Origin of the sequence: Nitrospirillum karajorum (assembly GCF_036348415.1) — a bacterium.
GTDB lineage: Bacteria > Pseudomonadota > Alphaproteobacteria > Azospirillales > Azospirillaceae > Nitrospirillum > Nitrospirillum amazonense_B.
This window is the reverse complement of record NZ_JAZBQB010000001.1, coordinates 635202-656487: the sequence shown is the minus strand read 5'-3', so window position 1 is coordinate 656487 and position 21286 is coordinate 635202. Positions and strand designations below refer to the sequence as shown.

The 21286-nt window shown below is 65.1% G+C and carries 22 protein-coding genes and 3 tRNA genes; 23 read left to right on the top strand and 2 right to left on the bottom strand.

Annotated features, from left to right (window positions below; genetic code table 11):
- Positions 1-118: 118 nt before the first annotated feature.
- The gene (locus UCD39_RS02935) at positions 119-1021 is read right to left on the bottom strand and encodes a LysR family transcriptional regulator (protein WP_330494616.1); all 903 of its coding nucleotides are present in this window, start codon (positions 1019-1021) and stop codon (positions 119-121) included.
- 154 nt (positions 1022-1175) lie between these two features.
- Here UCD39_RS02935 and UCD39_RS02930 point away from each other — a divergent pair, with 154 nt between their 5' ends.
- From UCD39_RS02930 to UCD39_RS02915, 4 genes are all read left to right on the top strand, one after another.
- A complete protein-coding gene (locus UCD39_RS02930) occupies positions 1176-2015 on the top strand; it encodes a DODA-type extradiol aromatic ring-opening family dioxygenase (protein WP_330494615.1) in 840 nt (279 codons plus the stop codon).
- A gap of 2 nt (positions 2016-2017) precedes the next feature.
- Positions 2018-2395, top strand: a complete 378-nt coding sequence (locus UCD39_RS02925; RefSeq protein ID WP_330494614.1) for a glutathione S-transferase N-terminal domain-containing protein — start codon at positions 2018-2020, stop codon at positions 2393-2395.
- Positions 2396-2419: 24 nt separating this feature from the next.
- Positions 2420-2833 carry a DoxX family protein gene (locus UCD39_RS02920; RefSeq protein ID WP_330494613.1) on the top strand — a complete coding sequence of 138 codons (414 nt, stop codon included), beginning with the start codon at positions 2420-2422 and terminating at the stop codon, positions 2831-2833.
- Positions 2834-2906: 73 nt separating this feature from the next.
- Complete coding sequence (locus UCD39_RS02915) at positions 2907-3809, top strand: NADP-dependent oxidoreductase (protein WP_330494612.1); 903 nt, start codon at positions 2907-2909, stop codon at positions 3807-3809.
- A gap of 67 nt (positions 3810-3876) precedes the next feature.
- On the opposite strand, the gene UCD39_RS02910 is transcribed toward UCD39_RS02915, so the two are convergent.
- Positions 3877-4581: a GNAT family N-acetyltransferase gene (locus UCD39_RS02910; protein WP_330494611.1), complete on the bottom strand. Its 705-nt coding sequence runs from the start codon at positions 4579-4581 to the stop codon at positions 3877-3879.
- Between the two features lie 251 nt (positions 4582-4832).
- Here UCD39_RS02910 and UCD39_RS02905 point away from each other — a divergent pair.
- From UCD39_RS02905 to nuoF, 19 genes are all read left to right on the top strand, one after another.
- Positions 4833-4917, top strand: a tRNA-Leu gene (locus tag UCD39_RS02905).
- A 108-nt stretch (positions 4918-5025) separates the two neighbouring features.
- Positions 5026-6366 carry a trigger factor gene (gene tig / locus UCD39_RS02900; protein WP_330494610.1) on the top strand — a complete coding sequence of 447 codons (1341 nt, stop codon included), beginning with the start codon at positions 5026-5028 and terminating at the stop codon, positions 6364-6366.
- 131 nt (positions 6367-6497) lie between these two features.
- Positions 6498-7133: an ATP-dependent Clp endopeptidase proteolytic subunit ClpP gene (gene clpP, locus UCD39_RS02895; RefSeq protein WP_145732251.1), complete on the top strand. Its 636-nt coding sequence runs from the start codon at positions 6498-6500 to the stop codon at positions 7131-7133.
- Between the two features lie 262 nt (positions 7134-7395).
- Entirely contained in the window at positions 7396-8661 is a 1266-nt protein-coding gene (gene clpX / locus UCD39_RS02890; protein WP_040849805.1) for an ATP-dependent Clp protease ATP-binding subunit ClpX, read from the top strand.
- Between the two features lie 356 nt (positions 8662-9017).
- Positions 9018-11426 carry an endopeptidase La gene (gene lon / locus UCD39_RS02885; protein ID WP_330494609.1) on the top strand — a complete coding sequence of 803 codons (2409 nt, stop codon included), beginning with the start codon at positions 9018-9020 and terminating at the stop codon, positions 11424-11426.
- Between the two features lie 157 nt (positions 11427-11583).
- Positions 11584-11856, top strand: a complete 273-nt coding sequence (hbs, locus tag UCD39_RS02880; RefSeq protein WP_004274300.1) for a non-specific DNA-binding protein Hbs — start codon at positions 11584-11586, stop codon at positions 11854-11856.
- Between the two features lie 324 nt (positions 11857-12180).
- Positions 12181-12255 (top strand) — tRNA-Val (locus UCD39_RS02875).
- 293 nt (positions 12256-12548) lie between these two features.
- Positions 12549-13409: a hypothetical protein gene (locus UCD39_RS02870; protein ID WP_330494608.1), complete on the top strand. Its 861-nt coding sequence runs from the start codon at positions 12549-12551 to the stop codon at positions 13407-13409.
- Positions 13409-13621: a hypothetical protein gene (locus UCD39_RS02865; protein WP_145732244.1), complete on the top strand. Its 213-nt coding sequence runs from the start codon at positions 13409-13411 to the stop codon at positions 13619-13621. Before UCD39_RS02870 ends, UCD39_RS02865 begins: the two co-directional genes overlap by 1 nt.
- Positions 13622-13685: 64 nt before the next feature.
- Positions 13686-14111, top strand: coding sequence for a cation:proton antiporter domain-containing protein (locus tag UCD39_RS02860; protein WP_330494607.1), 426 nt, complete (start codon positions 13686-13688; stop codon positions 14109-14111).
- 8 nt (positions 14112-14119) lie between these two features.
- Positions 14120-15370, top strand: a complete 1251-nt coding sequence (locus UCD39_RS02855) for a cation:proton antiporter domain-containing protein (protein ID WP_330494606.1) — start codon at positions 14120-14122, stop codon at positions 15368-15370.
- A gap of 195 nt (positions 15371-15565) precedes the next feature.
- Positions 15566-15790, top strand: a complete 225-nt coding sequence (locus UCD39_RS02850; RefSeq protein ID WP_145732645.1) for a hypothetical protein — start codon at positions 15566-15568, stop codon at positions 15788-15790.
- Positions 15791-15965: 175 nt separating this feature from the next.
- Positions 15966-16042, top strand: a tRNA-Asp gene (locus UCD39_RS02845).
- 444 nt (positions 16043-16486) lie between these two features.
- Positions 16487-16855, top strand: coding sequence for an NADH-quinone oxidoreductase subunit A (locus UCD39_RS02840; protein ID WP_145732644.1), 369 nt, complete (start codon positions 16487-16489; stop codon positions 16853-16855).
- Positions 16856-16931: 76 nt separating this feature from the next.
- Positions 16932-17492, top strand: coding sequence for a NuoB/complex I 20 kDa subunit family protein (locus UCD39_RS02835; protein ID WP_442943589.1), 561 nt, complete (start codon positions 16932-16934; stop codon positions 17490-17492).
- Between the two features lie 19 nt (positions 17493-17511).
- On the top strand, positions 17512-18159 hold the full coding sequence (locus UCD39_RS02830) for an NADH-quinone oxidoreductase subunit C (protein ID WP_322484389.1): 648 nt from the start codon (positions 17512-17514) through the stop codon (positions 18157-18159).
- Between the two features lie 8 nt (positions 18160-18167).
- Positions 18168-19361 (top strand): NADH-quinone oxidoreductase subunit D, encoded by a 1194-nt coding sequence (locus UCD39_RS02825; RefSeq protein WP_330494604.1) that lies wholly within the window; start codon positions 18168-18170, stop codon positions 19359-19361.
- A complete protein-coding gene (gene nuoE / locus UCD39_RS02820; protein ID WP_145732234.1) occupies positions 19358-19990 on the top strand; it encodes an NADH-quinone oxidoreductase subunit NuoE in 633 nt (210 codons plus the stop codon). Before UCD39_RS02825 ends, nuoE begins: the two co-directional genes overlap by 4 nt.
- Before the next feature lie 5 nt (positions 19991-19995).
- Positions 19996-21276, top strand: a complete 1281-nt coding sequence (gene nuoF, locus UCD39_RS02815) for an NADH-quinone oxidoreductase subunit NuoF (RefSeq protein WP_330494603.1) — start codon at positions 19996-19998, stop codon at positions 21274-21276.
- Positions 21277-21286 lie beyond the last annotated feature (10 nt).

Genomic DNA, 21286 nt, shown 5'->3' with positions numbered 1-21286 from the left:
GACGCGCAACCCACGGGGCGGTGTTGAGCGATTTCGGAAATCTCATGGTGACGTGACCTTGGCGTATTCCCGTCAATATCGACGATATCCGCGATGCGCGATCAGCTCACCGACAGAACTACTTGGGGGGAGGGTCGTAGGTGCAAGGGCCATTGTGCGACGCTAGGTAGTCTATAAAGGTTCTGACCTTGGCCGAGAGATATTTGCGGCTTGGGTAAACCGCGTGGAGCGTTGTGCTGAATGCCGCCGTGCCCGGCAACACGATCTCCAGCCGCCCGGCGGCGACGTCGGGCTGGACCATCCAGAAAGGGAGCAGAGCAAGGCCCATTCCTTCGACTGCCGCCAAATGAAGGATGGTCTCGTTCCCGCTTCGAAGCACGATGCGGAAGCGGACAGTCTCAGGCCCCTCCGGTCCGTTGAACGTGAGATCCGGTCCGATGTTGACGCCGCTGTACATCAGCATTTGATGTCCATTGAGATCTGCAATCCTGGCGATACGGCCCGTGCGCTCGAGATAGGAGGGCGCGGAGACCAGGCGGAAGTCTATTTGGCCGAGGGGGCGGGCTATCAGGCCGGGATCGAGACGGTCGGGCGCCGTGGCGCGAAGCGCGAGGTCGAAGCCCTCGTCGACCAGATTGACGATCCGGCCGCTCAGATCAAGATCGAGGCACACATCGGGGTAGCGCCGGTGATACTCGGCCAACACGCCGGCCATCATGGCGGTCGCGATCCAGACAGGCGCGCTGACCTTGAGCGTTCCGCGCGGTGAGAGTGCGACGTTACTGAGCGCCGCCTCGACCTCGTCCAGACCGTCAAGGGCCTGCCGGGCTTGCGCGAGATAAAGCGCGCCTGCCTCTGTCAGGCTGACATGGCGGCTGGTGCGGTTGAGCAACCGAATGCCCAGCCGATCCTCCAGGCGCTGCACATGCTTGCTGGTCATGGCCGGTGACAGGCCAAGGCGGAGCGAGGCAGCCGTGAAGCTCTCCAACTCGGCCACCGTGCAAAACACCCGCAAACTCATCAACGTATCCATCGATCATCAACATAGAAGAAACACTTCGTCAATGGAAGCGCGGTTGTTCCACCAAAAGGAAATCATCACCTTGGTGGTGGCAAAGCGCCGCTGACCCAAAACCGCGGTGGCCACAGTTTGGGACATAGCAAGGATGTCAATCGTGCGCGCGGGACGCCTGCCGACCTATTTCATCAGCCACGGCGGAGGCCCCTGGCCGTACATGACGGGCGAGTTTCGCCGCCACTTTGACAAGTTGGAGCAATCGCTGATCGAGATGCGCGCCGAACTGCGCGACCTGCCGCGTTCCGTTCTCGTGATCTCCGGTCACTGGGAGGACGACGGCTTTGCGATCTCATCCGGCGAACGGCCCGGCATGGTCTACGACTATGGCGGCTTTCCGGAATATCTCTATCACATCCGCTATGCCGCGCCGGGTTCACCAGAGCTGGCGCGCCGGGTGCGTGAACTGCTGGGTGCCGCCGGAATAGGGGCGAGGCTCGATCCGGCACGTGGCTTCGATCACGGCACTTTCAGCATCATGAAACCCCTCTATCCCGATGAGGATATCCCCGTCGTCCAGCTCTCGCTCAACGTGGGGCTCGATCCCGCGCTGCATATCGCGGTCGGTCGGGCGCTCGCGCCGCTCCGCGACGAAGGCGTTCTGATCATGGGCAGCGGCTTGAGCTTCCACAACCTGTCGAGAATGAGCACTGAGGCCAGCCGTGAGTCTTCACGCCAGTTCGACGACTGGCTGCAGCAGACCGTGATCCATGCCGCACCTGATGCCCGTGTGGCCCGCCTCTTGGACTGGGAACAAGCCCCTGCGGCGCGCAGAGCGCATCCGCGTGAAGACCATTTGATTCCCCTGATGGTGGCCGTCGGCGCCGCCGAGGCGGAGCCTGCGACCCTTAGCTATCACCAGACCGATTTCGCAGGCGGAATCACGGCTTCGAGCTTCCGCTTTGGCCCGCTTCCTGCCGCCCCTTCTCAAGGAGAATGAGCATGACCGAAGCCTTCAAGCCCATCGTCTATCTGAAGCAAAATTGCCCTTTTTGTATGAAGATCCGCCTGTTCATCCTGGAGGCGGGCCTTGGCGCCGAAGTCGAGACCCGCGACTTCGGCAGTGGAACGCCGCAGGAAGACACGGTCCGCGCCGAGCTCAAGGATCACTTGGATAAAGTGAGCTTTCCGGCGGCCCAGATCCGGCCTGGCCAATTCATCACGGAATCGGATGACATCATCGCTGCTCTGGCCCGGAAATCCGGCCGCGATCCTGCGACCATGCCAATCTACCAGAACTATGTCGACGGGCCCTTCGCCGCCCTGATGAGGCTCTGGAAGGAAAATATGGACCTCAAAAAGGCCGCCGCGGCCGCCTGACCTGCTGTCTGGGAGAAAGAGGCCATGATCAACACAGCCATTTGGACGCCGCGTGTCCTGGCCACTCTGCGGATCGTCACCGCACTTCTGTTCCTGGAACACGCAACGATGAAGTTCTTTCAGTTCCCAGCCGCGATCCCGGGCATTCCCTATCCGCTGCCCGCCATCATGCTGATCGCCGGCGCCATCGAGGTCGTGACGTCGGTGCTGATCGCGGCTGGCTACCACACCCGCATCGCCGCCTTCATAGCGTCAGGAGAGATGGCTGCCGCCTATTTCATGGCCCATGCGACTCAGGGCTTCTGGCCCGCACTGAACATGGGTGAGCCCGCCATCCTGTTCTGCTTCATCTTCCTCTATCTCGCCTTCGCCGGCGCGGGCGCATGGGCGCTGGACAACATCCTGCGACCGGCATCGCGGCAGAAGGCTGCGGTCTGAACCCGCCTCGGCAGCATCTCCATCCGATAGTCAGACCGCGCCCGCTCAGCGGCCCCCTGCAGGAAATCGTCCCATGAAAGCCGTTCTCCTCAAATCCTATGGTGACGTCGATCAGTTTGGCGTCGAGGACGTTGCGACGCCCGAGCCCGGTCCGGGCGAGGTGCTGCTCCGCCTCAAGGCGTCGGCCGTCAATCCGTTCGACCTCTATTTGCGCCAAGGCTACTTCACACAGTTCGTACCTTTAACCCTCCCAGCGATCCTGGGCGGTGATGCCGCCGGCATCATAGCCAAGCTCGGAGCGGGCGTGAGTGGCTGGTCAGTGGGGGAGCGCGTCGTCGCCGACTTCATGGCTAATGGTCGTGGAGCCCATGCCGAATATGGCGTCGTTCCAAGCACTTCGATTGCGCGGTTGCCGGACGATCTGAGCTTCGAACAGGGCGCGGCATTGGTGAAGGCCGGCCTGACCGGAAGGCAGACCGTCACCGCGCTGGGCATCAAGGCTGGCGACCGCGTGCTGGTTTCAGGCGCCCTGGGTTCGGTGGGGCGCGCCGCCATCCAATATCTGCAGGAACTCGGCGCAAAGCCCGTAGCAGGGGTTCGCCCTCAGCGTCTCGAAGAGGCGCGCGCCTTGGCCGGCCAGGCGATTGACATAACCCTGCCGGCCAGCACGCCCGCCTTTGACTTCGCGATCAGCGCGGCGGCTCCGGTGGCGGGCAATTTGATCAGTCATGTGCGCGATGGTGGAACGGTCATCAGCATCGTTCCAGTTCCCGTTGGCGCCAACGCCGCCAACCGCGTGACCATCCGGGAGATCTTCCACCAGACCGACGCCACCACCCTCGACGCGGTTCTCGATGCGGCGGCCCGTGGAACATTGATCATACCCATCGCCCAGACATTCCTGCTGGATGAACTCGGCGCCGCGCACACGGCGGTTGCTGCCGGCGCACCCGGCAAGGTCGTGCTGAAACACTGATCGGTATTTCGACGCGCCACCGCGATGTCCGTGCCGCATGAAATTTCATGGCGGTGGCCCCCAGCCCTCAAAATTCCCCCAACGCCTTGATCTGTGACCCGTCGCTCGTGAAGTTGTCCGGCGCGAGCCATGCCGCCAGGCGCTGGCGGCGCGTGGGCCATTCCGAATCCAGGATGGAAAAGACGTTGGTATCCCAGTTGCGGCCTTTCATCCACAGGGTCTGGCGCAGCAGGCCCTCATGGGTGAAGCCATAGCGCAGCGCCGCCTTGACGGAGGCGACGTTGGGCGGTCCGCAGCGCCATTCCAGGCGGCGGTAACCCGATTGGCCCAGGGCGTAGTCGATCAGCAGGAACACCCCCTCCGTCCCCGTCACCTTGCGGCTCAGGGCGGGACCATAGACCAGGCCCATCTCCACCGTGCCCATGTCCGGGTTGGCGTTCAGCAGAAGCAGCAGGCCCGCGGGTGCCGGCGCTGCGCCGGTCTTGTCCATCACGACATAGATGGTCTGGCCTGGCCGGGGAATGCGGTCCCGCAGCCACTGCGTGAATATCTCGGGCTCAGCGAAGGGGCCGCCGGGGATATGGTCCCACAAGGTATCGTGCCGGCCGATGGCCTGCCATAGGCCGGCGGCGTGCCGATCCAGGTCCAGCCGTTCCAGGTCGACCGTGCGGCCGGCCAGCCGGTCGGCGGTGAGGGCGGGGCGGGGCAGGTCCGGGATGATGGGCGTCGGCGGTGTGGTCATGCGGGGGGCGGCCTCGGGTGCGGGTGGCATGGGCCGCAGCATATCAAGCCCGTGGTTGCGTGGGATAGCCGCGCGCGCCTGGGCACTTCGCCCTTGGGTGCCCCAAGGCCCTTCCTCGGCCTAGATTCCTATTTACGCGGGTGCGCGGGTGCTATAGATCGGACGGCGCCTGGAAGGGTCCGGGCGCTATTCCTATGCCTATTTCCCTTTGGCGCCGCCGGCGTCGGCGGGGCGGGGCCGTGGGGTGGGCGCCCAGGCGACCTATAGTGCCGGGTTTGGACGCGGGCGTGGCGGAACTGGTAGACGCGCCGGATTTAGGTTCCGGTGACGAAAGTCGTGGGGGTTCGAGTCCCTTCGCCCGCACCAAGCACGAGATATCAACCCAACCGCCCGTGGTCCGTCCGGCCCCGGGCACCCAGGGGCCGGGGATGCCGGCATCCGGGGCCGATCACAGAGACAGGTTCGAATAGTCCCATGAACATCACCGAGACCAGCGCCGAAGGCCTGCGCCGCGAATACACGGTCGTCATTCCCGCCGCCGATCTGGCCGGCCGCGTGGACGCCCAATTGAAGGAAATCGGCAAGACCGTGCGCATGCCGGGCTTCCGCCCGGGCAAGGTGCCGATGTCGGTGCTGAAGCAGCGCTATGGGCAGTCGGTGATGGGTGAGGTGCTGGACAAGGCCATGTCCGACAGCGCCGCCAAGGTGGTTGAGCAGCACAGCCTGCGTCCCGCCCTGCAGCCCAAGGTCGAGATCGTGAAGTTCGAGGTCGAGTCCGAGAGCGACCTGGAATTCAAGCTGGCCTATGAGGTGCTGCCCGAGTTCGAGCCCGCCGACCTCGGCGGCGTCGCCATCGAGAAGCCGGTGGTGGAGATCACCGACGCGCAGGTGGACGAGGCCCTGGGCCGCATCGCCGCCGGCCGCAAGACCTCCGCCCCGCTGACCGAGGATCGTCCGTCCGCCAAGGGCGACATCGTGGTCATCGACTTCGACGGTTCCGTCGATGGCGAGAAGCGTCCGGGCATGAAGGGCGAGGGCCATGAGCTGGAGCTGGGCTCCGGCAGCTTCATCGACACCTTCGAGGAGCAGCTGGAGGGCACCCGCGCCGGCGACCACCGCACCGTCAACGTCACCTTCCCCGAGGGCTACCACGCCGCCGAGCTGGCCGGTAAGGCCGCCGTGTTCGAGGTGGACGTGAAGGAAGTGAAGCAGGCCGTCGAGGCGACCATCGACGATGAGTTCGCCAAGGGCCTGGGCTTCGACGATCTGGCCGCGCTGAAGACCGTCATCCGCGACCGTCTGGGCGGCGACTACACCGTCATGAGCCGCCTGCGCGCCAAGCGCGCCCTGCTGGACCAGCTGGCCGAGCTGCACAGCTTCGAGGTGCCGCAGGGTATGGTCGATATCGAGTTCGACCAGATCTGGAAGCGTCTGCAGGATGAGCTGAAGGCCGGCGACGCCGGTGAGGACGCCGGCAAGGACGAGGAAGAGCTCCGCAAGGAGTACCGCGATATCGCCATTCGTCGTGTTCGTTTGGGTCTGGTCCTTTCCGAGATCGGTCAGAAGAACAATATAACGGTGGCTAGGGAAGAGCTGAACCAGGCCGTGCTGGCCGAGGTGCGGCGCTACCCGGGCCAGGAGCGTGAGGTTTTCGACTTCTTCAAGAACAACCCCCAGGCGGTGGAAAGCCTGCGGGCCCCGGTTTTTGAAGACAAGGTTGTCGACTTCATCCTGGGACAGGTTAAGGTGACGGAGAAGCCCGTGTCGGCTGAAGAGCTGATGCAGGATCCCGATGAGGACGAGGCGGCGGCCTAAGGTCGCGTCTCCCGTCTTCGGTTTCTGACGGGCCTCGGTATTGAAACGGAATGGGGGAGGGATCGTCCCTCCCCCGGACCGGCAACGGGCCCGGGGATGGCCCCCGGGTCGGACGCAGCGCTGGAGCAGGCATGATCGACTTTGAGCCGCAGATGAACACGCTGGTCCCCATGGTGGTCGAGCAGACCAACCGGGGTGAGCGCGCTTACGACATCTATTCGCGCCTGTTGAAGGAACGGATCATCTTCCTCGTCGGTGGCGTGAACGACGCGGTGTCGAGCCTGATCTGCGCCCAGCTTCTGTTCCTGGAAGCGGAAAACCCCACGAAGGAAATCTCCTTCTACATCAATTCGCCGGGCGGCATCGTGACCTCGGGCCTGGCGATCTACGACACCATGCAGTACATCCGCTGCCCGGTGGCCACCCTGTGCATCGGCCAGGCGGCCTCCATGGGCTCGCTGCTGCTGGCCGGAGGTGCCGAGGGCCGGCGCTATTCGCTGCCCAACAGCCGCATCATGATCCATCAGCCGTCCGGCGGCGCCCAGGGTCAGGCTGCGGACATCGAGATCCAGGCGCGAGAAATCCTGAAGATCCGGCACCGCCTCAATGAGATTTACGTGCGCCATACCGGCCAGCCGATCGACAAGATCGAGCGGGCGATGGAGCGCGACAACTTCATGACCGCGGACGAGGCCAAGGCGTTCGGTCTGATCGACGACGTCATCGCCACCCGTCCCGGCGCCGGCGGAACAGCCCAGGCGGCATGAGGATTTGAGACGTTGAGCGTCCGGGGCTGGGCGGTGTTTCCGCCGCCCAGCCGTCCCACCGGGATACCCCGGTCAGGGAAACCGGACACAAGCCGACACACGGGGGGTTGAAAGCCCAGCGTTCCGTGGTGTTGAATGGGCGGGCAGTGGCGGGTGAGCGGTGTTCATCCCCTTGTCCGCCGGCCGATCCCGGGAGGATCGGGCCCCGGTTCCGTCATCGTGATGGCTCCGGGTGACTGTCCCGGTGATGTACGGAGCTTTTATGACCAAGTCGACCGGCAGCGATTCGAAGAATACCCTCTACTGCTCCTTCTGCGGGAAGAGCCAGCACGAGGTGCGGAAGCTCATTGCCGGCCCCACGGTGTTCATCTGCGATGAATGCGTGGAATTGTGCATGGACATCATCCGCGAAGAGAACAAGACGACGCTGGTGAAGTCCCGCGACGGCGTCCCCACCCCACGCGACATCTGCGCGGTGCTGGATGACTACGTCATCGGGCAGAGCCACGCGAAGCGCGTCCTCTCGGTCGCCGTGCACAACCACTACAAGCGGCTGGCCCACGGCACCAAGCACAGCGACGTCGAGCTGGCGAAATCCAACATCCTGCTGATCGGCCCCACGGGCTGCGGCAAGACCCTGTTGGCCCAGACGCTGGCCCGCATCATCGACGTCCCCTTCACCATGGCCGACGCCACCACGCTGACCGAAGCCGGTTATGTGGGCGAGGATGTGGAAAACATCATCCTCAAGCTGCTGCAGGCCGCCGACTACAATGTCGAGCGGGCGCAACGCGGCATCGTCTACATCGACGAAGTGGACAAGATCAGCCGCAAGTCCGACAACCCGTCCATCACCCGCGACGTGTCGGGTGAGGGCGTGCAGCAGGCCCTGCTGAAGATCATGGAGGGCACCGTGGCCTCCGTGCCGCCGCAGGGCGGCCGCAAGCATCCGCAGCAGGAATTCCTGCAGGTGGACACGACCAACATCCTGTTCATCTGCGGCGGCGCCTTCGCCGGCCTGGAGAAGATCATCGCCGCCCGCGGCAAGGGCACGTCCATCGGTTTTGGCGCCGATGTGAAGGGCCCGGACGACCGCCGCACCGGCGACGTCCTGCGCGAGGTGGAGCCCGAGGATCTGCTGAAGTTCGGCCTCATTCCGGAATTCGTTGGCCGTCTGCCCGTGGTGGCGACGCTGAACGACCTGGACGAGGAAGCGCTGATCGAGATCCTGACCAAGCCCAAGAACGCGCTGGTGAAGCAGTATCAGCGCCTGTTCGAGATGGAGGACGTGAAGCTCTCCTTCGCGGAAGAGGCGCTGAAGTCGATCGCCAACAAGGCCATCCAGCGCAAGACCGGCGCCCGTGGCCTGCGTTCGATCATGGAGTCCATCCTGCTGGAGTCGATGTTCGATCTGCCGGGCCTGCAGGGCGTGGATGAGATCGTCATCAATGGCGAGGTGGTCGAGGGCCGCGCCCAGCCGCTGTACATCTACGCCGACCGCAAGGCCGAGGCGGCGCCCGTCGCCTGACGGTTCCCGCGCAGGCGACGTAGCCAGTTTGGATAGTTGCAGCCCGGGAAGCTCCTCGTTGCGGGGTTTCCCGGGCTTTATTTTGCCTTCGCTCCGCATTTCAACCGGAATTCAGGCACTTGGCCCCGATCACGCCCGGTTGTCCGGTGCTCACGCTTGCAAAAGCGCGATTTTCCCGCCTCCGCTCCCGTCCTTAACGCAGAAATCACCGGGTTCAAGCCCTTGAAGGGGGGGGATCGGTGTGCCACGTTACCAGGGCGACCTCCCGACGCCGCGCCCATGACGGGGCGGCTGGTGGATGGCAGGCCAGGCCCATCACGGGCTGGCCGCTAAGATTTGAGTGGAAGGTCAGACCTATGTTGGAAGCCACCCGAGGCACCCTTTATCCGGTCCTCCCCCTGCGCGACATCGTGGTGTTCCCGCACATGATCGTGCCCCTGTTCGTGGGGCGCGAAAAGTCGGTGCGCGCGCTGGAAGACGTGATGAAGGATGACAAGCAGATCCTGCTGGTCACCCAGAAGAACGCCGCCCAGGACGATCCCACGCCCGACGACATCTATTCCGTCGGCACCATCGGTACCGTGCTGCAACTGCTGAAGCTTCCTGATGGCACCGTGAAGGTGTTGGTCGAAGGCGGGCAGCGCGCGCGCATCGTCAGCTTTGAACGCAGCGAGGACTTCTTCCAGGCCTATGCCGAGCCCATCGAGGAAAAGACGGGCGAGGCGCAGGAGGCGGAGGCTTTGGCCCGCGCCGCGGTGGCCCAGTTCGAGCAGTACATCAAGCTGAACAAGAAGATCCCGCCGGAAGTCCTGGTCTCGGTCAACCAGATCGAGGAACCGGGCAAGCTGGCCGACACCATCGCCTCGCACCTGGCGCTGAAGATTCCAGAGAAGCAGCAGCTTCTGGAAGCGGCGACGGTGGGTGAGCGGCTGGAAAAGGTCTACGCCTTCATGGAGGGCGAGATCGGCGTGCTTCAGGTGGAGAAGCGCATCCGCAACCGCGTCAAGCGGCAGATGGAGAAGACCCAGCGCGAGTACTACCTGAACGAGCAGATGAAGGCCATCCAGAAGGAACTCGGCGAGTCCGAGGATGGCAAGGACGAGGTTGCCGAGCTCGAGGAGCGCATCGCCAAGACCCGCTTCAGCAAGGAAGCCCGGGAAAAGGCGCTGGCCGAGGTCAAGAAGCTGCGGACCATGAGCCCCATGTCCGCCGAGGCGACCGTCGTGCGCAACTACCTGGATTGGATGCTGTCCATTCCGTGGAAGAAGCGCACCAAGGTGAAGAAGGACATCAAGGGGGCCGAGGCCATCCTGGATGCCGATCACTACGGCCTGGAGAAGGTCAAGGAGCGCATCCTGGAGTACTTGGCCGTGCAGCAGCGCATGGACAAGGTGAAGGGTCCCATCCTGTGCCTCGTCGGCCCGCCCGGCGTCGGCAAGACTTCGCTGGGCAAATCCATTGCCAAGGCCACCGGCCGCAACTTCGTCCGCGTGTCACTGGGCGGTGTGCGGGATGAGGCCGAGGTGCGCGGTCACCGCCGCACCTACATCGGCTCCATGCCCGGCAAGGTCATCCAGGGCATGAAAAAGGCGAAGTCGTCGAATCCGCTGTTCCTGCTGGATGAGATCGACAAGCTGGGCGCCGATTGGCGGGGCGATCCGTCCTCCGCTCTGCTGGAGGTCCTGGACCCCGAGCAGAACGGCACCTTCAACGATCACTACCTCGAGGTGGACTACGACCTCTCCGACGTGATGTTCGTCTGCACGGCCAACACCCTGCGCATGCCCCAGCCCCTGCTGGACCGCATGGAGGTGATCCGGCTGTCGGGCTACACCGAGGATGAGAAGATCGAGATCACCCGCGGCCACCTGATCGACAAGGAGCTGAAGTCACACGGCCTGAAGGCGGGCGAGTTCACCATCTCCGACGATGCGTTGCGCGACCTCATCCGCTACTACACCCGGGAAGCCGGCGTGCGCAGCCTGGAGCGTGAGATCGCCAACCTGGCCCGCAAGGCCATCAAGGAGATCCTCATGAAGGGGGTCGACAAGGTGTCGATCACCCGCCGCAACCTCGATAAGTATGCTGGCGTGCGCCGGTATCACTATGGCGAGGCGGAGAAGGAGGATCTGGTGGGTTGCACCACCGGTCTTGCCTGGACCGAAGTGGGCGGTGAACTGCTGACCATCGAGGCGGTGATGCTGCGCGGCAAGGGCCGGGTCACCACGACGGGTAAGCTGGGCGACGTCATGAAGGAATTGGTGCAGGCCGCCGAGAGCTTCGTGAAATCCCGCTCCACCCAGTTCGGCATCAAACCGACGCTTTTCGAGCGCAAGGACATCCACGTCCACGTACCCGAAGGAGCTACGCCTAAGGACGGTCCGTCGGCCGGTGTCGCCATGACCACCTCCATCGTCTCCGTGTTGACGGGCATTCCCGTGCGCAAGGATGTCGCCATGACTGGCGAAATCACCCTACGCGGCCGGGTCCTGCCGATCGGCGGATTGAAGGAGAAGTTGCTGGCGGCGCTGCGCGGCGGAATCAAGACCGTGTTGATTCCAAAGGATAATGAGAAGGATCTCGCGGACATTCCCGACAATGTGAAGCGTGGCCTGACCATCATCCCGGTGACGACGGCGGACGAGGTTCTGGCCAACGCCCTGGTGCAGCCGCTGGTTCCGATCGAGTGGTCAGAGCCGGAAGTCGTCGAGCCCGTGGCCGCGAAAGCCGCGGAAGAGGGCCAGGATGGCGTGATTCGGCATTGAAGTACGGACAGAAATCGTGTGAATTGAAGGCCTGACGCGACGGCCCCGGGGTGGATAACCCCGGGGCCGTACGTCCGAACCGAATCCCAATCCCGGCGCGCGCCCCGCGACCGGGACGTAATCCAGTCAGATCCTGCTTCAAGAAGGGGGGCCTTAAGTGAATAAGAACGATCTCGTTGCCGCTGTCGCCGCTAGCGCGGAGCTGTCCAAGGCTGATGCGAACAAGGCGGTCGATGCGGTGTTCGAGGGCATCACCGAAGCCCTCAAGAAGGGTGACGAGGTTCGCCTGGTCGGTTTCGGCACCTTCGCCGTTGCCGAGCGCGCCGCCTCCGAAGGCCGCAACCCGCGCACCGGCGAGGCGATCTCCATCGCCGCCAGCAAGCAGCCGAAGTTCAAGCCCGGCAAGGGCCTGAAGGACGCGCTGAACTAAGAACGGCGTCACCGCCGTTTGATCCGCCGGTTTTGGGGGACCGGTTGCCGCGATGGCGGCGCCTTTCCCCCACAACAGGTGTGATGGTCCACCACAGTCAAGGTGGCGGACCATCGGGTTGGTGCCGGCAGCATGCTGGCGCAATCCCGACCAGTGATGTGATAAGACGGGACGCCAGAGGGTGTTCCCGTCTTTTTTGTTTCCGCCGTCAATTTCGGGCTTCACGCCTTCCGCTCCGGTGGATTCAAAAAATGGGTTCCCAAACCGGCCGTGGGCCGCTAAAGCGTCATGTCCCGGCGCACGACGCTGCGGGGCCAAGGTGACGGGCGGTTAGCTCAGGGGTAGAGCAGGTGCTTTACACGCATCGGGTCGGGGGTTCAAATCCCTCACCGCCCACCACTTCCCATGATGTCCAGCGTGGATGCGCGGCCCGCCGCAGGCAAGGCCGCCATGCCGGCCGGCTCCGCATTGTCACTTTGACCGCGATGGCAAAGCTGCAATCCTGACATGGGGGCGGTCCACGGCGGCCGCTCAGTCGTATCAGGGGCATCTGGCGTCTTGGCGCATCGGGGCATCTGGTTTCACCATGGGACGCGCGGGCCTTATCAATCCATCCTGCCGCCTATTTAACGGCGGCGGGGCCCGCGAGCGCGCAATCCGGGGGACGCTGTCGCCCCCGTTTGGGAGGGGGCATGGCGTCGAACGGCCAGTCGATCTTGGGGGAAGTGGGCAGCCTCTTTCGTGAGGTGTTCGCCGCCCCTGAACGCATCGCGCGTTTCCTGGGCATGCCCGCGGTCTTTAGCCTGGCCGCCGCCCTGTTCTTCCAGTTCCGCAGCATCCAGTACCTGGGTCACGAACCTGGTCAGGAGCAATGGGCCGAGTTCGGCTTCATCTTCTTGGTCTTGGTCGTTTTCCAGACCTGGGCGCACATGCGGTCCCTGTCCGCCTGGGGGGGCTGGGTGCGGACGGGGCAGGAGCCCGTGACCTTCCTCCAGCCGGGTTTCGGCCGCAATGAATGGGCCGCCACCGGCTGGCAGATCCTATACTTCTTCATGCTGCTGATCGCCCTGATGGTGCTGATGTTCGGCCGCGCCATGCTGGTCGATTCGACGGCGGAGGAGCAGGCGGGGCCGGGCGTTTGGCTGGCCATCCTGGCGGGGGCGTTGGCTGTTGGTATCCTGGCGCTGCATGTCACAGTGCGCCTGGGCATCGGGCTCATGGCCGTCCTGGCCGGGGAGACGCCGGCGTTCAGCCGCTACTGGCGCGCCGCCGCGCCCCTGGCCTGGCGCTTGACCGGTGTCGTCTTGGTCAGCCAGGCCGTGCTGCAGGTTCCCTGCTTCTTCATCAACCGCCTGGTGATGGGGGACTGGCTAACCACCAGCACCACCGCGCCCCCCGACGTGGCGGTCAGCCTGCTGTGGACCCTGGCGATGGCGGTCGTGAATTTCATCTGTGTCGCCCTGCTGGGCGTGGCGCTGGCCCGCGCGCATCGCGCCTTGAGCCAGGACGGGCGGGCCGGCGCGGTGACGGTGGCCGCGGGGGATGTCCGGTGATGGACACGCCGCCGCCGGATATGTCGCCTGGCGGGCTGACACCGCAGCACCGGGTCTTGCTGATCATTCTGGGCTTGGCCATGATCGGCGGGCGGCTTTGGGACATGACCCATGACCGCAGCGGCGGTCCGGGGATGAACATCCTGGTCATCCTGCTGGGCGTCATCGTCCTGGCCGCGGCGCTGCTGGCGGGACGACGTCCCCGGCGCTGATCCGCCCTGGGCCTGTGTCCGCTCCCGCTCTGATCCATCGGCTTGCCTGGAATAGATCCGCCCCATGGAAACGATGACCGCCGTCCTGATCCTGCTGGTGACCGTCGCGGCATCGGGCGGGATCAGCCCTTTCGCCCGCCGTGTGCCCCTGCCGCTCATCCAGGTGGCCTTGGGCGCGGCCCTGGGCGGCTTCTCCGGCGTGCCCATCGTCCTTAACCCCGACCTCTTCCTGCTGGTGTTCATTCCGCCCCTGCTGTTCCTGGACGCCTGGCGATTCCCGGTGCTGGAGTTGCGGCGCCTGGGGTTCATCATTCTGACGCTGGCAGTGGGCCTGGTGCTGTTCACCGTGGTCGGGGCTGGGCATATCATCCACTGGCTGCTGCCCGCCGTTCCCCTGTCCACCGCCTTCGCCCTGGCGGCGGTGCTGTCGCCCACCGATGCGGTCGCCGTGGCGGGCATGGCCGGCGGCGCGCGCATGCCCCCCGCCTGAAGCATATATTGGAGGGGGAGGCGCTGCTGAACGACGCCTCTGGCCTCGTGTGCCTGCAATTCGCCGTGACGGCGGCCCTCACCGGCACCTTCTCCGTCGGCGCGGCCACTGTCTCCTTCCTGTGGGCGGCCATAGGCGGCGTGCTGGTGGGCGTGGTCATGGTGGCCGCGGTGCGGGTGGTCCATGGCTGGCTGGTCCGCGCCCGGGGCGATTCGCCGGGCACCACCATCCTCACCATGTTTCTGGTGCCCTTCGCCGCCTACCTGGCGGCCGAGCATCTCGACATGTCGGGTATCCTGGCCGCCGTGGCGGGGGGCATGACCTTGAACCTGCTGCCGCTGGAAGAGTCGGGGCAGGTGGCCACACGCCTGCAGGGCACGGCGGTGGGCGAGATGATCCAGTTCACGCTGAACGGAGTGATCTTCGTCCTGTTGGGCTGGCAACTGCCGGGCATCCTGGGCCAGGCGCCCATGATCGCCAGCCAGGCCGGGGCTCCCCATGCCGGACCCCTGGAAACGCCGGTCGGCCTGGGATGGCTGGCGTTGCAGGTCGCCATCATCGTCGGCGTGCTATTGGGCCTGCGGGTTCTTTGGGTCTGGGTGTCGCTGGTGGTCAGCCAGGCGCTGGCCCGTTGGCGGGGGAAGCCCCGGCCCGGCGGGCCTCCCGGCATCATGCTGCGTATCATAGCCGCCATGGCCATCGCCGGGGTGCGTGGCGCCGTCACCCTGGCCGGCGTGCTGTCCCTGCCGGACTGGTTGCGTGACGGTGTGCCCTTTCCTGGGCGCGACGTCGCGATCTTCCTGGCGTCGGGTGTCATTCTGGTGTCGCTGGTCTTGGCCAGCCTGGCCCTACCCTGGCTGTTGCGCGGCCTGAGCATGCCCGAGGAGGACGCCGGCGTGGAGGAGGAGAGGGTGGCCGAGGCCGCCCTGGCGCGCGCGGCCCTGCGCCGGTTGGAACAGGCGCACCACGCCAAACGCCTGGATAGCGATGACGCCGACCTCCATACCGAGGCCGTGCTGCGCCTGATGGAGTTCTACCGCCGCCAGGTGGAGGATCCGGACATGCCGGTGGATGCCCGCGCCCAGGCCCGGCGGCGGCTTACCATCGACGCGGAACTGCGGCTGGCCGCCCTGCGCGCCAAGCGCGACGAACTGGCGCGTCTGCACCGCATCCACGCCATCAGCGAGGAAACCTGGCGCCGCATGGTCCACAGCCTGGACATGATGGAGGCGTCACTGGCCCGCTCCCGGGTGCTCTGAGGCCTCCCGGTGCCGGGGGGCAGGGTGTGGACGCCACGTCTGGTGGCGAGGTGTCGGCCGCGGCCGACATGGCAGCCCCTATCCATGAGCAGAGGTCGATTTCCCATCGGGGGCCGCCCGGGAAAGATGGTAAGCTTCGCCAGCCCCGGCTGTGCTTTGGGGGGCCTGCCTGGCAACGAACCGGAGCATCGGGTCATGGAAAAGGATGAGCGGCGCCTCGGCGACCGGATTTTGAGCGCGCTGGAACTGGCGCTGGAGCACGGCAACCTTACGGTGGCGGAACCGCTGGCCCAGGCGCTGGAATTGTGCATGACCGCTTTCGGGGGGCCCGACGCCGTGGACCATCGCGGCGTTCCCACCCGCCTGCTACAGGCGCTTGACCGCTTGGACAGCCTGCGTCGTGCGGAAAAAGCCGCGTGAAATCAATTGCTTACAAAAAAATGAAAAAAATCGGCGCCACCGCGTTTTTCTTGTTTGACAAGGGGTGGGGCTTTTTACTACAAACCGCGCACCGCAGCGACGCTGACGGCGCGAAACGCACCGAACGATAAAACGAACGGTGCGAAATAAGGCCAGAAAGCAACGTTGCAACGACGCGGGTGTAGCTCAGTTGGTTAGAGCGCCGGCCTGTCACGCCGGAGGCCGCGGGTTCAAGTCCCGTCACTCGCGCCACTTTATCGATGCCGGACAGGGCGATCGATACCTTAGCAAGGCCGCGCTGGCAACAGCGCGGCCTGCTTGCGTTATGGGCTTTCGCGCCTGCGGTAGAGCGGGAATTGAGAGTGGATCTCAACAAGCCCGATTTTGGCCATTTCCCCCATATTTTCAGCGCCTTGGCCCCAGCGCCGCGCATGGCGTAATTTGCTTTCCTTGGGCACGGCACCCGCCTATATTCCAACACGCCCGGCCCCAAGCCGGGCTTTTGTTGCAGGCATCCGGACCCCCGCATGGGTCTGGAGGTTATGTCCAGAACCGGCGGGCAGGCCGGGTGGGGCCAATACCGACAATCAGATGTGTGGGCCTGGGCTTCATGCACTTGGTTGCGGGTGGCGCCTTCCGCAAGCCCTGTCGGGCCAACCGGGACGAAATTGGGGCACACTCATGTCCAGTCAGGTTATGTCCACCGAGCTGCTGAGCCAGTACCTGCCGATCCTCATCTTCGTGGGTATCGCCGCGGTGATCGCGGCGGCCATGCTGTTCGGCTCCATGCTGGTCGCCAAGCAGAAGCCGGACAGTGAAAAGCTGTCGGCGTACGAATGCGGCTTCGAGCCGTTCAACGACGCCCGCAGCAAGTTCGACGTGCGCTTCTACCTGGTCGCCATCCTGTTCATCATCTTCGACCTGGAAGTGGCCTTCCTGTTCCCCTGGGCCGTGTCCCTGGGCCGCATCGGCTTGTTCGGCTTCTGGTCCATGATGGCCTTCCTGGGCATCCTGACCATCGGCTTCATCTACGAATGGAAGAAGGGCGCGCTGGACTGGGAGTGATCCCGGCCGGCGCTCAGGCCTTTTTCCGTCTTTCGCATCGCTGCCCGTTCACACCGGAGCCAGACCCGTGACGTCTTTGCCAACCCATTCTTCCGTTCCCCCCGCCGGCGCGGGCGCGCCCCTGCCGCCCGGTCCCGCCCAGGACGCCTACATCAAGGCCGTGACGACGGAATTGCAGGATAAAGGCTTCGTCGTGGCGAAGCTGGACGCCTTGCAGGAATGGGCGCGCACCGGGTCGCTGTGGCCCATGACCTTCGGTCTGGCGTGCTGCGCCGTGGAAATGATCCACGCCTACATAAGTCGTTTCGACCTGGACCGGTTCGGCGTCATTCCGCGACCCAGCCCCCGCCAGTCGGACGTGATGATCGTGGCCGGCACCCTGTGCAACAAGATGGCTCCGGCCCTGCGCAAGGTCTACGACCAGATGGCGGAGCCGCGCTGGGTCATCTCCATGGGTTCCTGCGCCAACGGCGGCGGCTACTACCACTACAGCTATTCCGTGGTGCGCGGTTGCGACCGCATCGTGCCCGTGGACATCTATGTGCCGGGCTGCCCGCCCACGGCTGAGGCGCTGGTCTACGGCGTGCTCCAGCTGCAGAAGAAGATCAAGGGCGGCAACCGCCTGGTTCGGCGCTGAGCGGCCCGGGGGATCTGGAATGAACGACGAAACCCTACAGGCGCTGGGCGCCAAGATCGCGGCGGCCCTCCCGGGCGCTGTGACCGGTACCGAGATCCAGCACGGCGAGCTGGTGGTCCGCACCACCCGTGAGGGGCTGTTGCAGACCCTGACCGTGCTGCGCGACGACGCCGGCTGCCGCTTCACCCAGCTGGTCGACGTGACCGCGGTGGACTGGCCGTCGAAGGCGGAGCGGTTCGAGGTCAACTACATGCTGCTGTCGGTGTCCAAGAACCTGCGCGCGCGGGTGAAGGTCACCACGGATGAGGACACGCCCGTCCCGTCCTGCGTCCCGCTGTTCCCGGCCGCTGGCTGGTACGAGCGCGAGACCTGGGACATGTTCGGCGTGTTCTTCGCGGGCCATCCCGACCTGCGCCGCATCCTGACCGATTATGGGTTCGAGGGTCACCCCCTGCGCAAGGACTTCCCCCTGACGGGGTATGTCGAGGTCCGCTACGACGACGAGCAGAAGCGTGTCGTCTATGAGCCGGTGAAGCTGACGCAGGACTTCCGGGCCTTTGATTTCATGTCGCCCTGGGAGGCGATGACCGATGTGCAACTGCCGGGCGACGAGAAGGCGGTGATCCCGCTGGGCGCGTCGCTGCGCGACGGCAGCGTGAAGAAGTGAGATCGGCCATGGCCAATCCTGTCGAAAGCCAAATCAAACCCTACACGATGAACTTCGGGCCGCAGCACCCTGCCGCCCACGGCGTGTTGCGCCTGGTTCTGGAGATGGATGGCGAGATCGTGGAGCGGGCGGACCCGCACATCGGTCTGCTGCATCGCGGCACCGAGAAGCTCATCGAGTACAAGACCTACATCCAGGCGATGCCCTACTTCGACCGGCTGGACTACGTGTCGCCGATGTCGGAGGAGCACAGCTTCGTCCTGGCCGCGGAAAAGCTGCTGGGCATCACGCCGCCCAAGCGCGCGCAGCACATCCGCGTGCTGTTCGCCGAGCTGACCCGCATCCTGAACCACCTGCTGAACGTCACGACGTTCGCCATGGACGTCGGTGCGCTGACCCCGGCCCTGTGGGGCTTCGAGGAGCGCGAGCTGCTCATGGAGTTCTACGAGCGGGTGTCGGGTGCCCGCATGCACGCCAACTATTTCCGTGTGGGCGGCGTCCATCAGGACCTGCCGGCCGGCATGCTGGACGACATCGAGGCCTACGCGGCCAAGTTCGAGAAGTTCGTCGACGATGTGGAGGGCCTGCTGACGGCCAACCGCATCTTCAAGCAGCGCCTGGTCGACATCGGTATCGTGTCGGGTGACGAGGCGTTGGCCTGGGGCTTCACCGGCCCGGTGCTGCGCGCCTCCGGCATTCCGTGGGACCTGCGCAAGGCGCAGCCTTACGACACCTACGCCGAGTACGACTTCGACGTCGCCATCGGCAAGACGGGCGACTGCTACGCCCGCTATCTGGTGCGCGTGGAGGAGATGCGGCAGTCCAACCGGATCGTGCAGCAGGCGGTGGCCAAACTGCGCCAGACGCCGGGCCCCATCAAGGTGGACGATCGCAAGATCGCCCCGCCGCCGCGTGGCGACATGAAGCGGTCGATGGAATCGCTGATCCATCACTTCAAGCTCTACACCGAGGGCTATCACGTCCCGGCCGGCGAGACCTACACCGCCACCGAATTGCCCAAGGGCGAGTTCGGCGTGTACCTCGTGTCCGACGGCACCAACCGTCCTTACCGTTGCAAGATCCGGCCGACGGGCATCGCCCATCTGCAGGGTGTTGATTTCATGTCCCGGGGCCACATGCTCGCCGACGCCGTCGCGATCATCGGCTCCATCGACGTCGTGTTCGGAGAGATCGACCGATGAGCGCTTCCGAGACCCCTGCCGGTCCGGCGACCTTCGAATTCACCGCCGACAACCTGGCCCTGGCCCAGCGGATCATCGCCAAGTATCCGGAAGGCCGCCAGGCGAGCGCCGTGATGCCTTTGCTGGACCTGGCTCAGCGCCAGCACGACAACTGGCTGCCCCGCGCCGCGATGGACTATGTCGCCGGCATGCTGGGCATGGCCCCCATCCGCGTGTACGAGGTCGCCAGCTTCTACACCATGTACAACCTGAAGCCGGTGGGTAAGCACTTCGTGCAGGTCTGCACGACCACGCCCTGCTGGCTGCGCGGGTCGGATGAGGTGCTGGCGGCGTGCAAGCGCAAGCTGGGCATCGGCCCGGGCGAGACCACGGCCGACGGCCAGTTCACCGTGGTCGAGGTGGAATGCGCCGGCGCCTGCGTGAACGCCCCCGTGATCTCGCTGGACGACGTCTATTACGAGGATCTGGACGGCCCCTCCACCGAGGCGCTGCTCGATACCCTGATCCGGGGCGAGAAGCCCAAGCCCGGCCCGCAGAACGGCCGCATCAATTCCGCGCCCATCGGCGGTCCCACGACCCTGATCGAGATGGCGCAGCGTAACGGCGTCAAGCCGGCGTCGCAGGAGTAAGGCCGATGTTGCGCGACGAAGACCGCATCTACACCAACCTCTACGGCTTCGAGGACTTTCGCCTGGACGCCGCCCGCAAGCGCGGCGACTGGGATGGGACGAAGGACATCCTGGCCCGGGGCCGCGACACCATCATCGAACAGATGAAGGAATTGGGCATGCGCGGCCGCGGCGGCGCCGGTTTCTCCACCGGCCTGAAGTGGTCCTTCATGCCCAAGAAGGTGGACGGCCCCGTCTACCTGGTCATTAACGCCGACGAGGGCGAGCCCGGCACCTGCAAGGACCGCGAGATCCTGCGCCACGATCCGCACAAGCTGATCGAAGGCTGCCTGATCGCCGGTTTCGCCATCGGCGCGACCGCCTGCTACATCTACATCCGTGGTGAGTTCTACCACGAGGCGTCCAACGTCCAGGTCGCCATCGACGAGGCCTACGCTTCCGGTCTGATCGGCAAGAATGCCTGCGGCAGCGGTTACGACTACGACATCTACCTGCACAAGGGTGCCGGCGCCTACATCTGCGGCGAGGAAACCGCGCTCATCGAGTCCATCGAGGGCAAGAAGGGCCAGCCGCGCAACAAGCCGCCGTTCCCCGCCAACGCCGGCCTGTATTCCCGCCCGACCACGGTCAACAACGTGGAAAGCATCGCGGGCGTGCCCACCATCCTGCGCCGCGGTCCCGCCTGGTTCGCTGGCCTGGGCCGCCCCAAGAACGCCGGCACCAAGCTGTTCTGCATCTCCGGCCACGTGAACAAGCCGTGCAACGTGGAAGAGGAGATGGGCATCCCCCTGAAGGAGCTCATTGAGCGCCACGCCGGCGGCGTGCGCGGCGGGTGGGACAACCTGCTGGCCATCATTCCCGGTGGCTCGTCGGTACCGGTGATGCCCAAGAGCGTCTGCGACACCGTGCTGATGGATTTCGACAGCCTGCGTGAGGTTGGGTCGGGCCTGGGCACGGCGGCCGTGATCGTCATGGACAAGTCCACCGACATCGTGAAGGCCATCGCCCGCCTGTCCAAGTTCTACATGCATGAGAGCTGCGGCCAGTGCACGCCCTGCCGTGAGGGCACGGGCTGGCTGGCTCGCGTCATGGACCGCATGGTGCGCGGCCAGGCCCGCCTGGACGAGATCGACATGCTGTACGACGTGACCAAGCAGATCGAGGGCCGGACCATTTGCGCCCTGGGTGACGCCGCCGCTTGGCCGGTGCAGGGCCTGATCCGCCACTTCCGGCCGGAGATGGAAGCCCGCATCGCCGCCTACCGCCAGAGCATCGCTGCCGAGTGATCGGTGGAAG